At 37.2% G+C, this 20,818-nt stretch carries 20 protein-coding genes and 2 pseudogenes; 14 read left to right on the top strand and 8 right to left on the bottom strand.

Annotated features, from left to right (window positions below; all coding sequences use genetic code 11):
* Positions 1 to 2 precede the first annotated feature (2 nt).
* The 4 genes from AB1K91_RS01700 to AB1K91_RS01685 all read right to left on the bottom strand — a co-directional run bounded on the left by AB1K91_RS01700 (position 3) and on the right by AB1K91_RS01685 (position 3,504).
* Positions 3 to 914, bottom strand: a complete 912-nt coding sequence (locus tag AB1K91_RS01700; RefSeq protein WP_413087599.1) for a PTS system mannose/fructose/sorbose family transporter subunit IID — start codon at positions 912 to 914, stop codon at positions 3 to 5.
* Between the two features lie 18 nt (positions 915 to 932).
* Positions 933 to 1,739 (bottom strand): PTS mannose/fructose/sorbose transporter subunit IIC, encoded by an 807-nt coding sequence (locus AB1K91_RS01695; protein WP_413087598.1) that lies wholly within the window; start codon positions 1,737 to 1,739, stop codon positions 933 to 935.
* A gap of 35 nt (positions 1,740 to 1,774) precedes the next feature.
* Positions 1,775 to 2,743 (bottom strand): mannose/fructose/sorbose PTS transporter subunit IIA, encoded by a 969-nt coding sequence (locus AB1K91_RS01690; protein WP_413087597.1) that lies wholly within the window; start codon positions 2,741 to 2,743, stop codon positions 1,775 to 1,777.
* A 389-nt stretch (positions 2,744 to 3,132) separates the two neighbouring features.
* The gene (locus AB1K91_RS01685; RefSeq protein WP_413087596.1) at positions 3,133 to 3,504 is read right to left on the bottom strand and encodes a DUF956 family protein; all 372 of its coding nucleotides are present in this window, start codon (positions 3,502 to 3,504) and stop codon (positions 3,133 to 3,135) included.
* Positions 3,505 to 3,719: 215 nt separating this feature from the next.
* Between AB1K91_RS01685 and AB1K91_RS01680 the strand changes: the two genes are divergently transcribed.
* The gene (locus AB1K91_RS01680) at positions 3,720 to 3,971 is read left to right on the top strand and encodes a DUF3923 family protein (RefSeq protein WP_413087595.1); all 252 of its coding nucleotides are present in this window, start codon (positions 3,720 to 3,722) and stop codon (positions 3,969 to 3,971) included.
* 189 nt (positions 3,972 to 4,160) lie between these two features.
* On the opposite strand, the gene AB1K91_RS01675 is transcribed toward AB1K91_RS01680, so the two are convergent.
* Complete coding sequence (locus tag AB1K91_RS01675; RefSeq protein WP_413087594.1) at positions 4,161 to 4,298, bottom strand: hypothetical protein; 138 nt, start codon at positions 4,296 to 4,298, stop codon at positions 4,161 to 4,163.
* A 365-nt stretch (positions 4,299 to 4,663) separates the two neighbouring features.
* Here AB1K91_RS01675 and AB1K91_RS01670 point away from each other — a divergent pair, with 365 nt between their 5' ends.
* From AB1K91_RS01670 to AB1K91_RS01625, 10 genes are all read left to right on the top strand, one after another.
* Entirely contained in the window at positions 4,664 to 6,331 is a 1,668-nt protein-coding gene (locus tag AB1K91_RS01670; protein WP_413087593.1) for a T7SS effector LXG polymorphic toxin, read from the top strand.
* 12 nt (positions 6,332 to 6,343) lie between these two features.
* Entirely contained in the window at positions 6,344 to 6,718 is a 375-nt protein-coding gene (locus AB1K91_RS01665) for an immunity 22 family protein (protein ID WP_413087592.1), read from the top strand.
* A gap of 98 nt (positions 6,719 to 6,816) precedes the next feature.
* Positions 6,817 to 7,266 carry an SMI1/KNR4 family protein gene (locus AB1K91_RS01660; RefSeq protein WP_413087591.1) on the top strand — a complete coding sequence of 150 codons (450 nt, stop codon included), beginning with the start codon at positions 6,817 to 6,819 and terminating at the stop codon, positions 7,264 to 7,266.
* Positions 7,253 to 7,726 (top strand): DUF6985 domain-containing protein, encoded by a 474-nt coding sequence (locus tag AB1K91_RS01655; RefSeq protein ID WP_413087784.1) that lies wholly within the window; start codon positions 7,253 to 7,255, stop codon positions 7,724 to 7,726. Before AB1K91_RS01660 ends, AB1K91_RS01655 begins: the two co-directional genes overlap by 14 nt.
* A 794-nt stretch (positions 7,727 to 8,520) precedes the next feature.
* Positions 8,521 to 9,003 (top strand): immunity protein YezG family protein, encoded by a 483-nt coding sequence (locus tag AB1K91_RS01650; protein WP_413087590.1) that lies wholly within the window; start codon positions 8,521 to 8,523, stop codon positions 9,001 to 9,003.
* Positions 9,004 to 9,266: 263 nt separating this feature from the next.
* On the top strand, positions 9,267 to 9,641 hold the full coding sequence (locus AB1K91_RS01645; protein WP_413087589.1) for an SMI1/KNR4 family protein: 375 nt from the start codon (positions 9,267 to 9,269) through the stop codon (positions 9,639 to 9,641).
* A gap of 116 nt (positions 9,642 to 9,757) precedes the next feature.
* Positions 9,758 to 9,931 (top strand): TetR-like C-terminal domain-containing protein, encoded by a 174-nt coding sequence (locus AB1K91_RS01640; protein WP_413087588.1) that lies wholly within the window; start codon positions 9,758 to 9,760, stop codon positions 9,929 to 9,931.
* 229 nt (positions 9,932 to 10,160) lie between these two features.
* Positions 10,161 to 11,810 carry a ribonuclease YeeF family protein gene (locus AB1K91_RS01635; RefSeq protein WP_413087587.1) on the top strand — a complete coding sequence of 550 codons (1,650 nt, stop codon included), beginning with the start codon at positions 10,161 to 10,163 and terminating at the stop codon, positions 11,808 to 11,810.
* 12 nt (positions 11,811 to 11,822) lie between these two features.
* Positions 11,823 to 12,335, top strand: a complete 513-nt coding sequence (locus AB1K91_RS01630; RefSeq protein ID WP_413087586.1) for a hypothetical protein — start codon at positions 11,823 to 11,825, stop codon at positions 12,333 to 12,335.
* 139 nt (positions 12,336 to 12,474) lie between these two features.
* The gene (locus tag AB1K91_RS01625) at positions 12,475 to 12,696 is read left to right on the top strand and encodes a hypothetical protein (RefSeq protein WP_413087585.1); all 222 of its coding nucleotides are present in this window, start codon (positions 12,475 to 12,477) and stop codon (positions 12,694 to 12,696) included.
* A gap of 106 nt (positions 12,697 to 12,802) precedes the next feature.
* On the opposite strand, the gene AB1K91_RS01620 is transcribed toward AB1K91_RS01625, so the two are convergent.
* A complete protein-coding gene (locus tag AB1K91_RS01620; protein WP_413087584.1) occupies positions 12,803 to 13,909 on the bottom strand; it encodes an NAD(P)-dependent alcohol dehydrogenase in 1,107 nt (368 codons plus the stop codon).
* Positions 13,910 to 14,128: 219 nt separating this feature from the next.
* On the opposite strand from AB1K91_RS01620, the gene AB1K91_RS01615 reads away from it, so the two are divergent.
* The 3 genes from AB1K91_RS01615 (at position 14,129) to AB1K91_RS01605 (ending at position 16,901) form a co-directional block, all read left to right on the top strand.
* Positions 14,129 to 14,719: a TetR/AcrR family transcriptional regulator gene (locus tag AB1K91_RS01615; protein WP_413087583.1), complete on the top strand. Its 591-nt coding sequence runs from the start codon at positions 14,129 to 14,131 to the stop codon at positions 14,717 to 14,719.
* A gap of 230 nt (positions 14,720 to 14,949) precedes the next feature.
* Positions 14,950 to 16,614, top strand: a complete 1,665-nt coding sequence (locus AB1K91_RS01610) for a ribonuclease YeeF family protein (RefSeq protein ID WP_413087582.1) — start codon at positions 14,950 to 14,952, stop codon at positions 16,612 to 16,614.
* Positions 16,615 to 16,625: 11 nt separating this feature from the next.
* Positions 16,626 to 16,901: a hypothetical protein gene (locus AB1K91_RS01605; protein ID WP_413087581.1), complete on the top strand. Its 276-nt coding sequence runs from the start codon at positions 16,626 to 16,628 to the stop codon at positions 16,899 to 16,901.
* Between the two features lie 664 nt (positions 16,902 to 17,565).
* Here AB1K91_RS01605 and AB1K91_RS01600 read toward each other — a convergent pair.
* Both AB1K91_RS01600 and AB1K91_RS01595 read right to left on the bottom strand, forming a co-directional pair.
* A pseudogene (locus AB1K91_RS01600) lies at positions 17,566 to 20,349 on the bottom strand (DEAD/DEAH box helicase); the annotation flags it as partial.
* A 64-nt stretch (positions 20,350 to 20,413) separates the two neighbouring features.
* Positions 20,414 to 20,797 (bottom strand): annotated as a pseudogene (locus AB1K91_RS01595) ((deoxy)nucleoside triphosphate pyrophosphohydrolase).
* Positions 20,798 to 20,818: the final 21 nt, after the last annotated feature.

Genomic DNA, 20,818 nt, shown 5'->3' with positions numbered 1-20,818 from the left:
TATTACATCAAACCGATGGAGTGGAAGACAATACCGATCACGAACAATCCTAGGATCATCACAATCGGAGAAACTTTTTTACGGAGCAGCCACATGCAGAGCAGTGTGATCAAGAGTCCAGCCAAACCAGGAATCAAGCTGTCCAAGTTATCTTGTAAAGTCGTTACGCTCGTGTCACTTAATGATCGGCCGGCGGCTTGTTGTTCCAGCGCCGTTTTTATTCCTTCAGAACCAGCAGGCAATTCATCCCAGTCGATATAAGCACCTTCGTCGAGCTGCACTTCCGATACAGTTGGCGCGAATGCGACGGATACCCATCTATTTACCAGTGATCCTAATATGAACATCCCGAGTATCGAGGCGCCCTTGGTGATATCCTGCAGCAGTCCGCCAGATAAGTCTTCGGTGATCTTGGAACCTGCTTTGTAACCAAGTTCCTGCGTATACCATGTGAATCCCATACGAATGAGGTTCCATAATACGAAGTACAGAATCGGACCGAGTATGTTACCGGTCAAAGCAAGAGAAGCAGCCAATGCACCAAGAATCGGTTTCACCGTGAACCAGAAAGTTGGATCACCGATACCTGCCAACGGTCCCATCATCCCGACTTTTACCCCTTGAATGGCCTTGTCATCAACAGGCGCCCCATTGGCACGTTCTTCTTCCAGTGCCAGCGTTACTCCGATGATCGGGGAAGCAACATATGGGTGTGTATTAAAGAATTCCAAGTGACGCTGCAATGCAGCAGCACGATCTTCTTTTGTTTTATATAATCTTTTGATTGCGGGAATCATGGAAAATGCCCAGCCACCGTTTTGCATACGCTCATAGTTCCAAGAGCCTTGAATGAAGGTGGAACGCCACCAAATAGAAACGCGATCTCTTTTGGATAACTTCAATTGTTCTGCCATTTTTTCTCCTCCTCCTTTTTAATAGTCATCGATGATTTTGCCTAACGGATCGCCAGTATTTCCGTTTCCGCCATTACCAGAACCGCCTTGTTTTGTAAGTGCCAGATAAATAAGTGCAAGCGCTACGCCGATACCGCCAAGACCTAGAAGTGTGATGGACGGGATTGTAGCTAATACAAAACCAATTGCGAAGAATGGCCATACTTCTCTTGTCGCCATCATGTTGATAACCATTGCATAACCTACGGCTACTACCATTCCCCCGCCGACTGCCAAACCGTCTGTCAGCCAAGATGGCATTGCTTGCAGCAAGTCTCTAACCGGAGCTGCGCCAATCGCCACGATCAATGCAGCTGGGATGGCAATACGCAGACCTTGCATGATGATGGCGATGATATGCCACATGTCCACTCTTCTGAAGTTCCCTTCCTTCGCTGCCGCATCCATTAAATGCACGATCCCTGTTGCAAGCGTACGGACGATGATTGTCAAAAGCAGACCTGCAACTGCAAGCGGCACTGCAATTGCGATTGCAGAAGTAACGCCTTCTTCACCTTGACCACCTAAAACTAAAATGATTGCAGATGCCACGGACGCCAATGCCGCATCCGGTGCTACAGCCGCCCCGATATTTGCCCATCCCAAAGCGATCAACTGCAAGGTTCCGCCCAAGATAAGACAAGGTACCAGTTCTCCTGTAACCAAGCCGATCAACGTACAGGCAATGATTGGCTGATGGAAATGGAATTCATCCAGGATTCCTTCGACACCGGCTAAAAATGCCACGATAACAACTAATATGATTTGAATCATCGTCAAATCCATGATTATTAATCCTCCTTTTTATCTGATAGTCAGGATTATTTCTGTTTATTTAACTCTGCTTGCGCTCTTCTCAAAATGTCTTCCATATTGCCTTTTGAATCGCCCGGCACTTTGCGGACATCGAAATTGAGACCATGTTCTTTCAGCTTAGCGAACGTATCGATATCATCCTGGCTGAAGGCAAGTACCTTATTCGGCTGCACTTTACCAGGTGAATGTGCCATCGAACCAACGTTGATCGTCTTTAGTGGTACGCCGCCTTCCACCGCTCTGAGTGCATCTTGCGGGTTTTCGAAGAGAAGCAGCGCGCGCTGACCTCCAAAATGCTGATCATCTTTTGCAAGTTCGATCATTTTATGGACAGGAACAACGTGGGCCTTTACGCCTGAAGGAGCAGCCTGCTGGATCAGTTTCTTACGAAGGTCATCCTTTGCTACTTCATCCGATACAACGATGATACGCGTAGGTCTTGTATTCTTTGTCCAAGCTGTCGCGACTTGACCGTGAAGCAAACGCGTATCGATACGTGCCAATACGTATTCAAATGTACCCGGGGTACCAGTATTGGATGGCCCGTTAGCAGCTGGAGCAGGAGCTGCTGGTTCCAATTCTTCCGGTTGTACTTTTACCGCTTCTTTCGCACTGCCCAAAATATGTGCAGCAATTTCATGTGCTGTGTCCATGGAAAAACGAGATGCAAAAGTTTCGATCAGCATGGCCAAGTTCAAACCAGCAACGATCGCCCATTTTTCCTTGTGGTTTTCAACCAAGCTGTTGGCTTGGTTGAAAGGCGTTCCGCCCCAAAGATCGACTAAGAATAATACTTCATCTTGATTGTCGAAAGAGGCGATTGCTTTTTCCATTTTTAACTTTACGTCAGCAGGTCCTTCGCTCGGCATCAATGTAACAGCTCTTACATTCTCTTGTTCACCAAAGATCATCGTCCCGGATTGCAAGATACCAGTGGCAAATTCACCGTGAGTGGCAATAACAATTCCTACCATCTTTTTACCTCCTATTAGTATTGTAGTGAAAGCTTGACTGAACATGTCCAGTTCAACTAAAGCGGTTACATTTCCGATAAAAAACAATAAAGGCATGAGCGAAAAGTAGACTAAATGAAAGCATAGGTATAGATGAACCTTATACTTCGTTTTAATCAATACTTTTTCACTCATGCCTGATCGAATCAGTAACACGTAAAAAAATAATTGCAATGGCTATTCAATTTTATTTTGCAAGCGCTTTAGTTATGAATCAAAAAAATGAGCGCTTAAATCGCTTTAGTGAACTTTCAAAAGTATTGTAGCACAGCAATTTTTCCCTTTCAAGAAAAAAATGCAATTCTGTAACCTGTCCCTAATGACAAATTCCAGCCTGTCTTGTTTCTGTATTACTTGCTTGTTTTACTCTTTAAACCGCGTTTGACTACATCAAAGACTCCTAATGATTTTACCAAGTGATTCGGATCGACGTATTCACGAATTGCCCGGAAAACTCTTTTTGGATCTTTAGAAGAAAATGAATATGTCCCATTCCGCTTCGTTTGGATCGCATAACGCGGAATCCATTTCCCTTTGAACATGACGGAAGCAATCACAAGATCTACTTCTTCCCAAGGAATCTGAATGAACTTGCGTGCATCACGATCATTGAAGAATTCAAACCCTTTATTCCCAATCATGATCTTGCCATACGCTGCCATCCCTACATGTGAGGTCGCATCAATTACCAAATCGACTTTTGTATTGATTGACTGTACCATTTGATCTCCCCCATTTCTCGCTTTTCTTAAAAATATTATACACGTATAACCACTTTATGCAAAAAAGTACTTGATACAAAGTCAAGTACTTATTGGGAAAATCCTGTCTGCAATAGGAATCATCTAACCTATAGGGATGTTATCATTTATTTTTGCACATTGTTTCATGATACGCATAGCGGTATAGTAAAATAAACCAATAAGTGAGGGACTTTATGAAAATATCATGGATAGCTTGGTGGACCGTTAATGTTATTTTGTTCATCGCTTTCATAGCAAGTTCGATTTTTGTTTGGATGAGAAGTGTAGATGCAGCTGGAGTGGAACAAACATACACAGCGAAAATGATTAGCTTTTTCGTACTGCTTCTAGCCTTTCTTATCCCATTAGCAATTCAAATCACTTGGATGATAATTCATCTTGTCATTGCAAATAACCAAAAGAGACAATTAGCAAACCGACAGTGATTATATAATTTATGGAGACTTATAAAAATCCATATTTCTTAGTGGGTAATATATCCTCTGATTATGATTTTATTTAAAACGCAAATCATAACATTTTTTTTGAGTAAACTTTACCAGGGCTTCCGATTGGATTACTGAAATCACCCCGGCTTTGTTTGCGCTTCTAGCACATCAATTAAAGCTGATCCTTCATTCATGACTGTTTCCAAGGCTGCTGTAAGCTGCATAACCTTTTACCGTTTCTCCTGCTTTCACTTCATAATTGCGTGTAAAGCTGACCATCTTCTGGTGTAAGATCTCCATTATCTCGGACATATTCCGTACCACTGCTATAACTCATATCAAGAGAAGGAGAATAATATCAGTTTGAGCTAAGCTACTGTCAGGCGAAACGGTTAACGCGATTCATCTCAGATATGCTTTTGTTTAACTTCGGCGATTGGATCTATTCGTTATACCCTCATATTTCCTACAGTAAGTAATGATAAGCAGTCTCTCCAGGTTGACTATTCCTTTCAGCTTTATCACTACATATATAACCCTCTTATAGTTCCTAAGGCTTCTGTCGCGTTTTTCCAAAAAACGACTATTTAGAGCTGGTAAAAAAGAAGTATTTTTGCCATTCCCCCTTCCACCAAAATTTTCCTTTATTATAATTACAAGTAATGAACAGCTAACGGATATATCAGGTGGTGAAGACAATTAAAAATTTAGATGTACAGGACATCCATCAGCAGATTAAAAGCACAAAGAAATTTATCAAACAAACAAAGGAAAGCGTCGAACAAGTCAAACAAGCCCTCAATGGCGTTACGGCACTTCACGATGGATTTGAAGGCAATACCGCCGATTCCATCCGCTCCTTTTTTGAAGAAACACACAAGCCTTTCCTCGAGTTCATGAACAGCTTTTTGATACAATATGAAGAGACACTATCGTCTGTTAATGAAGAAGTTCTTTCCTTCGAATCGGACGAGCATGGATTTATTCGGGAAGAATTTTTAGTAGATGAACTAAAGAACAGGCTGGTGAAAGCTTCCACAAGTTTAACCTCAACATCAATCGACATTAACCAACAGCTTTTATATGTCAAAGACATTGTGAATATACCTTCTATAGATAGTGAGCCTTTCATCAATTCCATCAACAAGGGAAAAGAGAAACTATCAGAAACACTGTCGAATATGTATGACATGGACGCCAATGCTGCTAAGAAGCTTGATAAACCCCAACAGGATATTGAGCAGATGAAGACTTATTTAGCTAAGATAAAGGATGTAATTGATAAGAATAATATTACTGTCGATAGTTACAGCTCGGAACAGCTGACGAAGAAGAATTTCTATAAAGACTTCAAATTACAAGCTGACGGCAGACAAGCGTTAACAAGCGACAAACCAATTCCCCTCACGGAACAAGAGTACAAAGCTCTGCAAGATCAAATCAAAGCCAGCAAAACAGTTCAAGATGATCAATTTGAATGGGATGGCGAGTACTTTACTTTAGAAGATGGCCGAATCATCAGAGCCTACACTGATCCAAACTCTGACTCAGCTGTATCAAAAATGGCCTTTGAATTTGTTTCCAGTATTCCGGAGAATCGGGAGGATTTGAAGGAGCTTAAACAGGAAGATTCCAAGAAAGTAGTGAAAGACGGTACTATTGGCGGCTTTAATTATGTATTTGGAGACTTAATAACGCTTGCAGATCCTAATGCATCTTTAGGTGAGTATTCCATAGCTCTTTTATTTACCACTGGGAAACCTTTTAAAGCTGGCAAAGACGTTTATGAATTTGGCGCAACTTCTTGGAAAAGTTGGATAGATGACCTGTCCGATAGTACGGCTGCTGGAAAGGGACTTCCTGATGCGAAGCCTGGGAAGGTTGATGAGGTTAAGGATTCTAAGGGGATAGGCAATGCTAAAGATACCAAATTAACTGTTGATGATATACCAACTGCAAAGAGTGGGAATTTTAATAAATTCTTCAATTCCCTTACAAGTAGTGAACTAGACGAACTTTGGAAAGATAAAAAGGTTAGAAAGAAAATTGAGCGTCAGCTTAGGGAACCTGGAGGTCTACATGAGTGGCACCTAGTTTCAAGGGCTCCACAATTTAAGTATTGGGATATAAGCGCTGAAGAGATTAAAGATTTACGAACAGCTATATCTGATGTCAAATTTATCAATCCAAACGGTGTTCACGGAGGATTAGGCTCAACTAAAGCACATAATGAATTGTTAGCAATAATAGATACTTCTAGTGACTATTATACATTTGTAAGACGACTTAATAATTGGGCTAATTATAGATTAGAGGGTGGGGTTTCGTCATTACCGGAAGGTCTAAGATTAGAATAGGAGGATACTATAATGGAAAAACAAGGATGGGTTTCAATTTGGCTAGGGAATATTAATGATGAGGACTCTATAGGTGAGTATGTTGATCTAACGTATGATGAGGATGGTGAGTCTGTCCCTTCTCAATTCTTTATCGATTTTAATATTGATATGGATGAAACAGATGAGGATACTATAGAAAAAGCTGTCTATAAAAATAGTAGTAGTGATGTTTCTGCATTGTTAGATGGATGTTCGTATGAAGAAATTATCATCCCAAAAATCAAAAATAGTACAAACCTAAGGAAATCATATAATGCAGTAATTCTAATATATAATTTTGAATATAACCATGAGATTAGTTCAACTGTTGCTTTTGACTTTATTGCTACTACAAGTTATGAGTAAGCACCTAGAGGATATAGGACGGCAAAAATATATGCGGAGTTTACTCATTCTAGTGGTGTATCAAACGTTACTAAAAATAAGCAATAGGAGTTCTCTATATGGTTAAAATTATAAGTTCTTATGAGAGGATTTCCTTAGAAGAGATCAAAAACTTTGAAACTGAATATAATGTTAATTTACCAGAAAGATACAAAGGTTTCCTACTTAATTGGAATGGCGGATATCCAAAACCTAGTATGTTTGAAATATCAGTTGAAAAGGGTGTTAGTGTTATAGACCATTTCTTTGGAATTGGTGATGAAGAAAGTGATCTATCTGATTATATCGACGTATATGAATATAGATTGCCAACAGGATTTGTACCCATTGCATATGATCCTGGTGGAAACGTAATATGTCTGGGCACTAAGGATCCTTATTACGATAATATATATTTTTGGGATCATGAGAACGAGCAAGGAGATAATGAGAATATGAGTAAAATGTATTTCTTAGCGAATAACATAGATGAGTTTCTTGGAAATCTTTATGAAGATGAAGATAACTAAATTTGTTACTGTATTCGGTAACCTTGAGTACGAATACGGTTGGTCTAAAGTAACTTCTATTAATTTTTTCGGAAAAGAAATTGAGATTGACTTGATGATAGATGGTGAAGAAGATGGTCAGTTTGAACAAGGTCAATATATAGCGTTTCAGTCATTTCTTGAAAAATGGAATGAAATACAACCAAAATTATTAACATCTATATTAGACTATTACAAACAAAAAAGACATGAACTGGGATATGATGTTGAAGTAAATGAATACTACCCATTAGTCGAAACCACAGACCAAATTTTAGCGATGATAAATCTAGATGGTATAGTTGTTCCTTATACCGATATATTTGAAGGTAGAGATGTCAGGATTACATTCAATTGCAATTGGGATACAGAGAATGGTTTAGGCATACGTTTGTTGAATGAAAAAGTCATTGAGGTTGGTTATCAGGATATCGCTGTTTGATACTTTACTATTAACATTTATACAAACAGATGTAAGTGATTATTAGCGCTGAAGTGATTAAATGTTTAACCTCTTGGAAATCTTTATGAAGATAAAGATAATTAAAATTCATTTAAAAGCACTCTAAATGGGAATTATTTAAGGAGTGGGAAGAACATGATCATTGAAAAGATACATGAAGAATTAACTATCAATCAATTAAAGAGCTTCGAACTAGGCCATAACATTAACCTCCCAAAAACTTACAAATAATTTCTGTTAAATAATAATGGAGGTTTTTTAATGAATTTCTTAAGAGTCTATATTAAATAGAAATAAATTTAAAAAAGCTCAGCGATAATCTCGCTGAGCTTTTTTTAAAAATAAGATAGGAAACTCTCTCGTCTCCACCTGCACAGAAATCTACTGCGTTTACAGTTTGGTCGTTAATATGTGACATACCAAACTCCAATGTAGCTGCCAGCTGTTCACCTTTACTTAATTTGGGAGTTAATCTACTTAACTATAAACGGTAAGAGAAGTATTTATTACATTAAAAAGTCCGGAACAAATAGAAAGCTTAGACTTCAGTATAAACCCAAATAGAAGATGTGGAGAGCAAATTTTTTTGAAAACGAAAAAACAGTAGTAGGATCAAAAACAGAATTGAGAAATGCGCATGTTGATATATTAGCTAAAAAGGTGGAGAAAAAGATGTTAGAAATTAAATCTATAGTTATAGATTTGAAATAAAATACAGAATAGATGATAGGAAATTCGTTGAGGTATTAGAAAATGTTTATGGAGGTAAATAGATGAATACAGAAAGAATGGAAGAACTCTACCAAAGTATCGGACAACAATTAAACACTATCATTCCTGAGGATTGGGATAAAGTACTGTTGTATTCAGAAGTTACTGAATGGAGTAATAGAACTTACTTTTATTACTATGCACTCAATAAAAATAATCCTGTTTACAGTTTGGATATTGAACATATAGACAACGTTGATGAAGATGAAGTTGATGAGCAATTACAACAGTTATATCATTATTTTAGAGAACTATGGAGTGAATTTAAAAGTCAAAATCAAGAACCCTGGACCAATCTAACACTTGAATTATCTTCAAATGGAAAGCTAAACATTGATTACAGTTATAACAGTTTGCAAAATGTAGATAACTATGAGCAACAAGTATTTTGGGAATATGAAAAATTGGGTATTAAACCGAACGAGAATAGAAAAAGAGATCTAAAAATAATTGAAGAGTATTTAAAGAATAATAGAGAATCCTAGTCTAAATATATAAGAGTCCTTAACAAAAGGACTCTTATATATTTTACTCCGAGCATTTGCAAAGTTTCATCTTAAAAGCACTCTATTTTGTATAGCTAGACTGACGAGATTAGATAATTTTCTGCGCAGTATGATACTTGTCACATACGCTCCGTATAGATAAATGCCTTCATGTCAATTAAAGCATTCATTTAAAAGAGCTCCAAAATGGGAACTAAAAGAAAAGATACATGAAGACTTAACTATCAAGCAATTAGAGAGCTTTGAACAAGACCATAACATTAATCTCCCAACAGCTTACAGATCATTTTTGTTTGTTAAATTATAATGACCGTTACCCTGACCCAGGCAAATATATAATCTCAGATGAAACAGGAGAAAGTTTAGTTAATATTTTTTACGGTATAGGTGACATGTACGATAATCTTGAAAAGAAAATTGATATATTTGATGAAATAATAGATATCGGTTTCCTTCCTATACCTGATGATACTAGTGGTAATCAAATATGTATTGGTCTGGACAATAACTATTCTGGTGAGATATACCATCGGGCTCACGATGAAGAACATGATGGTATGGAAAATATGTACTTTTTATCTAGGGATTTTAATGAATTCCTTAAAAGTCTATACTAATAGAAATAAATCACAAAAATGATCAGCGAATATCTCGCTGATCATTTTTATTTAATCAGAAAGGAAACTCCCTCGCCTTCTACCCAAGCTCCATTAATATAGCTTTTCGTCAGCTCTTGTTTATTCATAGTTGTACCTCCTGTGTATCTCATTATAGAGCTTATGGTATTTATGGGTGGATATTGGAGTGGATTAGGGCTGGGTATGATGCAACGCCTTCTGAGATGGCGAGGAGGATTATTAATTTGTTGCATTATCATTCTTCTTTGATGAAAGAGGTCAATAAGTAAAAATTAGCCGGAAGGATCTTAAGGACATGTTAGCATTACGCTTAAGATTATTTCGGCTTATTTTCTTTAAATAGATCTCCTCATTCTCATTCCCTATGACTTCTGTCTCCTTCCTCTATAACTTTACTTAAGAATACTAGTAATATAGGCGTGTTTTCACCCCTACCCCTTCCACCTTTTTTTTCCTTTATTATAATTACCTTAGGATATTAGCTAACGGAAAAATTAGGTGGTGACAACAATTAAAAATCTAGATGTACAGGACATCCAGCAGCAAGTTGACAGTACGAAAGAATTCATCAGTAAAACAAAAGAAAGCGTCGAACAAGTCAAGCAAGCCCTTAATGGTGTCACAACCATGCATGATGGATTCGCAGGCAACACCGCGGACTCCATCCGCTTCTTCTACGAAGAAGTACACAAGCCCTTCCTCGAATTCATGGAAAGCTTTTTGGTACAATATGAAGAAGCACTAAGCTCAGTCAGTGATCAAGTCCTCTCCTTCGAACCGAATGAAAATGGCTTTATCCGCCAGGAGTTTCTGGAAGACGTACTGACTAAGAAAATGCAGAAAGCACAGGACAGTCTATCTGCTACAACTGACATGATTAATCAGCAGCTTGATAGTGTCCGTGATTTAGCCTCCGTATCACATGTAAAAGATAACATATTCCTAGACTCCATAAACGATGCAAAAAAGAGAATCACTAAAACAGTTGATGGTTTGTACGAAATGGACTCAAATGCTACCAGTAAGCTGGATCAGTCCGAAGACGAAATACAGCAGATGAAGACGTATGTGACTAAGATAAGGGATGCGATTGATAAGAATAATATTACTGTAGATGAGTTTAATATAACTCAATTTAACAGTGCGTTTTTCACTTATCATAATGACTTTAAGCTAATGGCAAAAGGTAAGAAGGCTCTTTCGACTGGTGAAAAGGCTGAAATTACACAAGACGAATTCAACTCTTTGTTTCCATTTGTCAAAAATACAGAACCTGTTATGGATTACTATAACGAGTGGAATGGAAGTTATCATACACTAAAAGACGGCAGGATTATTCGAGAATACCCTACTAAAAATGGTCCTCATTTTGAATTCGTTGATAAAATCCCCAACCCTAGAGCAAATCAGACGTCTGATGAAACAAATATCGTAATGGATATACTAGGTCCAGCATGGAAAGACACAGTGAATTATTTCACAGAAGATTTCATAACCCTATTTGATTCAGAATCTTCTTGGTGGGAAAAAGGTGCAGCAGCAGCATTTATAATTCCTTGGGGAAAAGGCATAAAATCGGAATTTAAATTTGGAGTTAAAAAAGGCCTTGATGATATACGGACAATATTGGATTCAAAAGCTACCAAATCGAAAAGGTTTAAAGCAGGACTTTCTCTTTTAACTCCTCCAAATCCCGGCCAACAGGCCTTTCAGTTTGGAGAGAAATATATTAAGCCGGTCTTGTTGAAGAATGGTGGATTTCTTGCTAAGAAAACAGACAAAAAACATATAAATAAACCTAATAACAATAACCCGAAAAAAGATAAAAAATCAGATAATAATAAAAAGGTAGAAACCGATATAAAATATAAATCTAATGATTCAGGTTATTATGGAACTATTGGTAAAAGCGGCAATAACAAGGTGAGAAACATAAAAGGAGGTATAGATGCTGCCGAAGACTTCTTTGCGGAAAAAACAAAAGATTTCATAAAAGAAAAGGATCTTGGAAATGGTAAAAAGCTAAGAATACTTAAAGATGGAACTGCCGTAACTTTCAGACCAGTTTCTCATTCTGACAAGACTCCAGCTGTAGACATAAACGGCGGTAAAGCGTTTAAACAACAAAAAATACATTTTGTGGATTAAAGGAGACTTATTATGAATTTTGAAATCAGATGTACAATAGATGAGGAACAAATAAATTTATTAAATAAATTAAAGGGAAACAAACTATTAAACATCTATGTAGAAGATGCAGGAGATTTTGCTCTAAATATTGCATTAGAAACCGAAACTCAAAAATTATTGATTAGCAATAAAACTATCACGGCTAGCGATGATGATGAATACCCACGCTTTGTTATACAAAAGATAGAAACTATAGACGATGAATACATCATTAAAAAGATAAATAAGGTAATAAACAGTATCAGCATCATCCGAGATAATTCAACTTGGCATAACAGTGACCATCATTGGGATACAACTTGCGACGCAGCAATTAAGTTAACTCTAGAAGATGAGTTTCTATATCTTATAGCTCACGACTCCATTGCTGGATTTATTAAGTTAGAAGACATGAATGATGAGAATAAAGAAGAGTTAGTACTCAAGGATTACTGGGCTATGAAAACTGATAACATTGATTCTCAGAATTGGATTTTTGTTTAACTCTATTAACAGTATCGCTTTTGACGGTAAATTTTTATAATGACTGTTATTAGTTATCTTCTAAATTTTTGATACGCGGTGATAAGATAAGTACTTAATTAGATGAAGTACCACTAATAAGCCCACCAGGAGATATAATATGCATTTTGATGAATTCAAACAAAGAGTAGCAATGGGTGAAGAGTTTCGATTTTATTATAAGAATGAAAGTTATTGGATTAGCAGAAATAACGAAGGCTTTTATTTAACAAGAGATCAAGACAGTTACTCCCAGAATTTCAAAACTTCAGAGGATTTATTTAAAGAAGGAAGAATAGAAAATAAAACTATTAGTGAATTATGGGAAGAGCTAGAGATTTGATCCACTAATGGCCATAAATATAGTAAAAGACTTATCCAGAAAGGCACTAAATAAAAATTGCTCAGCCAGAGCCGCTGAGCATTCTTAATGGAATAGTTTAAGTTAATTAAGCTTGGTATTCTTTGTCGATGATTATAATTGGTTTGATAGTAGATCCATTCGCTGAATCCTCAAATGCTTGCCGAATATCATCCATTTCATAGAATTTAACCAATTTATCGAATGGGAATTGACCATTTTGGTAGAACTTCACTAGTTTCGGGATGATCAATTGCGGTACAGCATCGCCTTCTACAACACCTTTCAGTGTTACAGCTTTTGTCATAATTTCATTCGTTACGTTGATTGTCAGGTCACGTTTACCAACCGCAACTGTCGCACATTCACCTTTTACACGCAGGCAGCGGATAGCTGATAGTGTAACTTCTGGAACACCTGTTGTTTCCAAGGAGTAATGTGCACCTTTGCCTGTGATTTCTTTGATTTTCTCTGCAGGATCTTCGTTTTTGCTATTGATTGTATGAGTTGCGCCAAGCTCTTTTGCTAATTTCAAACGGCTGTCATGGATATCAACAGCGATGATTGGGTAGCAGCCAGCGATTTTCGCAGCCATCATACCTGATAGACCTACAGCTCCTGTACCGAATACAACAAAGCTTGTACCAGCTTCTGGAGCAAGGGAGTTCAAGACAGTACCACTGCCTGTCATAAGACCGCAGCCAAGTGGTCCCAATAGACGAAGGTCTGCCTCTTTATCGATTTTCACAACGTTCTTCTCATCTACCGTGCTGTACGTAGCGAAAGAAGATTGGCCGAAGAACTGTGACACTTCCTGTTCCTCTTTATGAATTGGTGATACACCATATTTGTTTTTACCTGCGAAGTTAAGCTCCATCATGTTTTCACAGCCGCCTGCATTACCTTCCAGGCAGTTATCACAATGACCGCAGTAACTGAATCCTAGTACGACATGATCCCCTGGTTCAACAGTAGTAACATTGCTGCCTACTCTTTCTACAATCCCTGAACCTTCATGTCCTAGTACAGCCGGATATGGTACTGGCAGCGAGCCATCCAGAACAGTTGCATCTGTATGACAAACACCCGAAGCAACAATTCGTACCAACACCTCATCAGCTTTTGGCTCATCCAACTGAAGGGTCTGCTTGTTGAAATCGCTTTCTTCCGTAGTTAACATTGCTTGGATTTCCATCCTAATTTCCCCCAGTTATACATTTTTCAATTATATTAAAGAGATTTATAATATAATTAACCTAAGTATAAAGAATCAGAAAGCCGCCTTTCAATCACTGAAAAATTGAAAATGTATGGGTTTTCAACCATGAGGATAGTACTGTATAGTTTTTCAACAAAAATTTTAAAGTGTCTTAAATTCATCTATCATAGAGAAAGTATCCAGCGAGGGAAAACCATGCCAAAAACAGACCGAAGAATCGAGCGCACGAAATCCACGTTAATTGCAACGTTTCAGAAACTAGTCTTAGAAAGAGGCTATTCCAAAGTCAAAGTAAAAGATATCGTAGACGAAGCCAATTACAAACGAACCACCTTTTATGTACATTACGACTGCAAAGAACAATTAGCCAAAGAAATGATCGAACTGGAAATGGCGCGTTTCTGTTATGAGTTCTGCAAACCAGTTCGTGATAATCCCATCCTCGACTTAACAAAGATGAACCCAAATGAAACAGATGTTTTTCATTATATGAAGGATAACAGCCATTACTATGACTTACTTGTTATTCAAGATCCGATACCAGGAATCCGCGAAGCTTTGTTAGAGGTGCTGAAGGATATCTTCCAGAATAGATTCTCCTTTATAGGAGATCAGGCATCTGAGATTAATGCGGACTATTTCACTCATTATAGAGCTTATGGTATTTATGGTTGGATATTGGAATGGATTAGGGCTGGGTATGATGCTACGCCGTCTGAGATGGCGCGGAGGATTATTAATTTGTTGCATTATCATTCTTCTTTGATGAAAGAGGTTAATAAGTGAAAATAAGCCGGAAAGACCTTAAGGACATGATAGTATTACGCTTAAGATTATTTCGGCTTATTTTCTTTAAAAAGATCTCTTCATTCTTATTCCCTAAGACTTCTGTCCCCTTATTCTATGACCACACTTAAGAATACTGGTAATATAGATGCGTTTTAACCCCTACCTCTTTCACCAAAATTTCCCTTTATTATAATTACATTAGATATATTAGCTAGCGGAAAAATTAGGTGGTGAAAACAATTAAAAATTTAGATGTACACGACATCCAGCAGCAAGTTGACAGTACAAAAGATTTTATCAGTAAAACGAAAGAAAACGTCGAACAAGTCAAGCAAGACCTAAACAGTATCACAACCTTACATGATGGATTTTCAGGCAACACTGCCGATTCCATTCGCTCCTTCTATGAAGAAGCACACAAGCCCTTCCTCGAATTCATGGAAAGCTTTTTGGTACAATATGAACAAGCACTAAGCAGCGTAAGTGATCAAGTCCTCTCCTTCGAACCGAATGAGCGCGGCTTTATCCGCCAGGAGTTCTTGGAAGGCGAACTGACCAGTAAAATGCAGAAAGCACAGGACAGTCTATCTGCCACAACTGACATGATCAATCAGCAGCTCGATAGTGTCTGTGATCTTGCATCCGTATCACATGTAAAAGATGATGTTTTCCTTGATTCCATCACCGATGCAAAAAAGAGAATCACTAAAACAGTCGATGGTATGTACGAAATGGACTCAAATGCTACCAGCAAGCTTGATCAGTCTGGAGACGATTTGCAGCAGATGAAGACCTATGTGTCTAAGCTGAGGGGTGCGATTGATAAGAATAATATTACTGTAGGTGAGTTTAATATAACTCAATTTAACAGTGAGTTTTTCTCTTATCATAACGAGTTCAAGCTGATTGCAAAAGGCAGAAATGCTCTTGCGACTGGTAATAAAGCGGAAATAACGGCTGAAGAATTCAACAAACTATACCCCTATATTAAAAACGAAGAAAATGTGATAGATGAATATTACGAGTGGAATGGTACTTATCACACATTAAAAGATGGTCGGATCATTCGTGAATACATGCATGATACTGGTGTTTCTTATGAATTTGTTAATAAGATCCCAGATCCGCGTTCGAAGCCCCTTTCAGATACAGAAGAGTTTGTGTATGGTGCTGTAGCTGGAATTTGGAATTTCTTTATGGAGGACCTTGCTACTATTTTAGATCCGGAGGCGACCAAAGGAGAAAAAGCATTTGCGTTAGCTATGTTTCTTCCTGTAGGAAAACCCGTAAAGATAATTGATAAGGGCAGCGGATTTGTTTCTGATGGAATTAAGTCTCTTGATAAGATTATAACTAATCATAAAGGAACTAATGTACCGTTAGAATCTAAACCAAAGAGCGTAGAAAAAGGTAATGTTCGAGATGAGATAAGGAGTAAAACAACATCAGATAAAAAAATAAATACTCATGGCAAATACTCTACTAGTATTGATGATAAAGTCACAGTAATTGAAAAAGCTGAATTGCCAGACTGGATTGCGGAATCATTCACAGACGGCAATTATCGAACAGTAATCACTGAAGAAAATATAACTTTTTATAGAACTTACGGTGCAGGCGCGAAAGAAACAGGTGCTTTTGTTACCACAAGTCCTGCCGGAAATAGAATTAATGCAAAGATAAGCACAGCTCTAGTACCAGATTGGAAGAACTCACGCCAATTTGAAGCTGTAATTGAGGTTCCCAAAGGAGAGATTCTTAATATAGGAAGAGTTGAAAAACAGTATACTAAATCAGGCGCAATCTTAGAAGGAGACGGAGACCAAATTTTACTACCTCAGGGATGGCCTTCAGAATGGATTAAGGAAACACGCAAAGTTCCAAGCAAATAAGGAGGATATGTATGGACACAGAAGAGCAATTAACAGCACAAATTAAACTTGTTATTAACACGCTTGAAAATGAGTATAGTAAAGAATTAAATAGCGGCATATTAAAGTTAATTTATAAAAGGTATTTACAAGCGTTAGAAATATTAGAGAAAGATAAAAATATTGAAGAACTTAATATTGAAGGTGGAGTACGCGCTTATCTAGATGCGTATAGCGACTACCAAAATCCTCTTCTAGATAAGATGCATAAAGCAGAAAAAATACTAAATAATCTTAAAACAACGTAAAAAAGCTAATTACTTAAATTGATTAATCACAAATCAATTTATTATATTTATGGATGCAAGTACATAAGAGACTGTTAAACAGAAAACTTCACTATAGTCCCTACTCTTTGGTGAAGTTTTCTGTTTCCTCTTTTCCTGTATGGTCATACAGAAACTTCTAACCATTCTTCAAATATTCGTTTTGATTAGGAGTGCCTGCGATCAGATATATCTGTCCCAGGTAAACCATTTACTGCTTTTTCATAAGCCCAATCCAATGCCTGCGTTATTTCACTCTCGGTCAAGTTATTCCCCATAACCTCAATTCCTCACCTATATAGTATAATATTATAAATTTTATAATATATAACTAAAACTATTTTATCATAATGATTATAGAAAGAAGCTAGTTATACATTAATTCAAGATAGGTATTATGGATTTACCAATTTCATTCTTCTGGACAAGTGTGAGCATAGTAAAGGACAAAATATTAAACCTGGAATGATCTCTTATCTTTGCTACATAAATTGTTTAAAGTTTTCGATCCCTAATTTTACATCAAGGGATAAGACTTTTCTGATTTCATTTGCTCTAAACAGACTAGCACTATAAATATATCATCACTAAACTATCACTAAAACACCCCAGCCCACTTATTAGGCTGAGGTGCTTATTATATGGCTTATTCTACAATATACCGATAAATCTTCTTATCCACTGGCTCTTCCAAAACCATATTCATTGTTACAACAGGAATAACTTTATCTTCTCCACTTCTCATCTCTTCCTGCTGAACAGTTTGTTTATCTGGATGAACCTGACCTAAATAATAAAAACCTAATCCTTCATCATCATCTTTTTTCACAAACAAATGAATATCGATGTTATTATCATCCGCGTTTATGATTTCTGCTACTTCTTTAGAAGCGATAGTACGTTTGCTTCTGGTGTACCATTTAAATGTTTGTTCATTTAAAAAAGTATCTTCGTAGGCAACACTGGAATCGACGTCTTCGTCTTTGTGATACGTTACAAAGATCGGACATGTTTGATGTTTTGTTTTATAACCATAGATTGTGGAGCTTTCATCGCTATCCCAATTCAACAGACGACATGCATCTTTACGAGTGTATTTTTCGTAGCGTGTGAGTATATTGTTGTCATATTGTTTACTCTTCTCTATAGAAGTTAATAGGACATCCTTAAGAAGTATAGCAAAAGTATTATTCATGTTAATACTTTCTTTTACTTCCTTCCTTATCTTCAGAATATGGCTCTCTACTTCAACAAGTGGCCATTCACCATATTTTTTACGGTTCGTTTGACTAAAGAAAGATAGATCCAGTATACGCAGCACGGAGGTAATGGTAGCATCATCACATGATAATCCTTTTTCAGCAAGTGAACTTCGATACTCCTCAAAGGAAACTGCTGAGCGCTCACTTAACATCTCTAATAAGACTACTTCATGGAGCCTTTTTCCATTTAGTAACTCCTGAGAGACCATTGTTAAAACTTTATTTTCATAATCAGTGATTTGAGGTACTTCTTCTTTTACAGCAATCAAGAATTGATGATAATTATCCTTAGCTTTAACGAGTACTTCGGGATCTATGGAGTGGTTCAAAATAAAATCTCTTAAGTAAGGAACCCTACCCAAGCGATTTTTCAAAGCAGTATAAGCATCTTTTAATGTCTTCACTAATAGATTTATAAATCTGTTTCTTAGCAATCTCTTCAAAGTTAACAGTCGAGATTCCCTTAATATAATCAGTGTTCTTCATCCGGCGACGGATCGCATCCTTGTTTTGAGAGCTCTCGCCAGAGAGCGCTACCGGGATTAGGTAGTTATTTTTGTAATTTCCGATAAAATCGATGATCGTCACATATTCCTTTGAATCGTGCTTCCGCAGACCTCGTCCTAGCTGCTGTATAAAGATGATACTGGATTGTGTTTGACGCAACATCACAACTTGGTTAATACTCGGTATATCTATACCTTCATTAAAGATATCAACCGTCAAGATGTAATCAAGTTCTCCATTCTCAAGTTGCTCAACTCTTCTTAAACGCTCTTCTTGAGAGTCATCACCGGTTAATGCACAGGTTCGATAACCTCTTTCATTTAATGCACTTGCAAGCTGATGTGTCTCCTCTTTCCTACTGCAGAAGATTAGACCTTTTACCGATTTTCCGGAATATCCATAATAATTGACCTTCTCAATAATATGGTTAATCCGCTCTTCCGTCACCAAATGGGATAGCAAGGCTGTTTCACTTATCAATTCGCCATTATACTCAATATCAGTAACTCCGTAGTAATGGAATGGAGACAGCATATCCTCCTCTAAAGCTTCTTGTAAGCGAATCTCATAGGCAATATTATAGTCGAATAGCTCATAAATATTAAAGTCATCCATCCGCTCTGGAGTAGCTGTCATCCCTAACAGAAATGCAGGCTCAAAATAATCAATTACTCTTTGATAAGATTTGGCTCCTGCCTTGTGGACCTCATCGATAAGTACGTAATCAAATGCCTCTTTATCAAATAATGCAAGATTGTTAGCTTTAGACAATGTTTGTATCGTAGCAAATACATACTTTCTATCAATCTCTCTAGACGCCCCCGATAGAATACCGAATTGCTCATCGTGGCCACCTAAGATCTTCTTATAATCCGCCATGGCTTTATGAAGAATCTGTTCCCTATGAACAATAAAAAGCATGCGTTCCGGCTGCACATTACGTACATCAAAAGCAGACAGAAAAGTTTTTCCTGTCCCGGTAGCAGATATTACTAAGCCCTTTCGATGACCAGCATCTCTCACTGCCTTAATCTGTGCTAATGCTGCTTCTTGCATTTTATTCTGTTCAATACTTAAAGCATCTTGAATAGAATTTATTTGATAATTAGCAGGTAACTCAATAACCTTTTCAATAGCGCGCTTCTCTTTATTTTCCTCATATATTGTAGAGTACTGGTTTATCCACTCTTCCGTTAAAGGAGATGCCTGATTCCATACATCATCAAATTGATTAGAAAAGTGCCGAATAATTTCGCCATTTTCATGAGAATTCAGCTTCACATTCCACTCATAATTCACTTGAAGTGCTTGCGCAGTCAAGTTTGAACTGCCAATGACTAAAGTGTGATGCGTATTATGTTGAAAAATATAGCCTTTAGCATGGAAGCCAGGTAAATCGGTAAGTCTCACTTCAACATTTGATATTTTCAACAATTCTCTAAAAGCTTTCGGAGAATTAAACTGTAAGAAAGTAGACGTTAAGATACGCCCATTTATTCCTTTACGCGCCAAATCATAGAGATGTGTCTTCAATGTAGCTAATCCACTTTCTGTAAAGCAACAGAGAAAATAAAGCCCTGACAAACTTCCAATTCCTCTAATAAGGATTGTAGGACGGTTGTATTCTCTTGATGATTATTAACTAATAACTGCGGGTTAAAATTCTTTAGTTTAATTGTAATGTTTTTTATTAGTGTGTGTAAATGGATAATTAGTAAATTATGCTTATTTGTGATCTAACTGGATTTTTTCAATTGCGGGGATATCAGCAGGTGCCCAATCTAATGAAGATAACTCTTCTGGAGCTAGCCACTTGATTGCTACATGCTCTGTTAGAGTAGGTTCACCTTCAAGTAATTCGCAATAAAATGTTTTTAAGTTAACTATACCAAAGTCGTATTCATATGAAGTGTCTTCTATTGGTTCTCCTATTGAGATAGAGCAGTGCATTTCTTCGGTGATTTCTCTTTTCAGTGCTTCTTGAGGCGTCTCATTTTTTTCGATCTTGCCGCCAGGAAATTCCCATTTTAGTGGTAATGATTATTCTGTTCCTCTTTGCGCGCATAGTATTTTGTTTTTTCGTTTGATTACTGCTCCAACTACGCTTATGTTTTTTTCATTTCTCTCTCC

This window comes from Terribacillus jepli, from assembly GCF_047228925.1.
GTDB lineage: Bacteria > Bacillota > Bacilli > Bacillales > Amphibacillaceae > Terribacillus.
The sequence above is the reverse complement of the archived record's forward strand: the minus strand, read 5'-3'. Positions and strand labels throughout refer to the sequence as shown.

What these genes read in the sequence shown, in the direction of transcription:
- AB1K91_RS01700 (WP_413087599.1), bottom strand. Translation starts at nt 914, where the DNA reads ATGGCAGAACAATTGAAGTTATCCAAAAGAGATCGCGTTTCTATTTGG.
- AB1K91_RS01695 (WP_413087598.1), bottom strand. Translation starts at nt 1,739, where the DNA reads ATGGATTTGACGATGATTCAAATCATATTAGTTGTTATCGTGGCATTT.
- AB1K91_RS01690 (WP_413087597.1), bottom strand. Translation starts at nt 2,743, where the DNA reads ATGGTAGGAATTGTTATTGCCACTCACGGTGAATTTGCCACTGGTATC.
- AB1K91_RS01685 (WP_413087596.1), bottom strand. Translation starts at nt 3,504, where the DNA reads ATGGTACAGTCAATCAATACAAAAGTCGATTTGGTAATTGATGCGACC.
- AB1K91_RS01680 (WP_413087595.1), top strand. Translation starts at nt 3,720, where the DNA reads ATGAAAATATCATGGATAGCTTGGTGGACCGTTAATGTTATTTTGTTC.
- AB1K91_RS01665 (WP_413087592.1), top strand. Translation starts at nt 6,344, where the DNA reads ATGGAAAAACAAGGATGGGTTTCAATTTGGCTAGGGAATATTAATGAT.
- AB1K91_RS01660 (WP_413087591.1), top strand. Translation starts at nt 6,817, where the DNA reads ATGGTTAAAATTATAAGTTCTTATGAGAGGATTTCCTTAGAAGAGATC.
- AB1K91_RS01655 (WP_413087784.1), top strand. Translation starts at nt 7,253, where the DNA reads ATGAAGATAACTAAATTTGTTACTGTATTCGGTAACCTTGAGTACGAA.
- AB1K91_RS01650 (WP_413087590.1), top strand. Translation starts at nt 8,521, where the DNA reads ATGAATACAGAAAGAATGGAAGAACTCTACCAAAGTATCGGACAACAA.
- AB1K91_RS01630 (WP_413087586.1), top strand. Translation starts at nt 11,823, where the DNA reads ATGAATTTTGAAATCAGATGTACAATAGATGAGGAACAAATAAATTTA.
- AB1K91_RS01625 (WP_413087585.1), top strand. Translation starts at nt 12,475, where the DNA reads ATGCATTTTGATGAATTCAAACAAAGAGTAGCAATGGGTGAAGAGTTT.
- AB1K91_RS01620 (WP_413087584.1), bottom strand. Translation starts at nt 13,909, where the DNA reads ATGGAAATCCAAGCAATGTTAACTACGGAAGAAAGCGATTTCAACAAG.
- AB1K91_RS01615 (WP_413087583.1), top strand. Translation starts at nt 14,129, where the DNA reads ATGCCAAAAACAGACCGAAGAATCGAGCGCACGAAATCCACGTTAATT.
- AB1K91_RS01605 (WP_413087581.1), top strand. Translation starts at nt 16,626, where the DNA reads ATGGACACAGAAGAGCAATTAACAGCACAAATTAAACTTGTTATTAAC.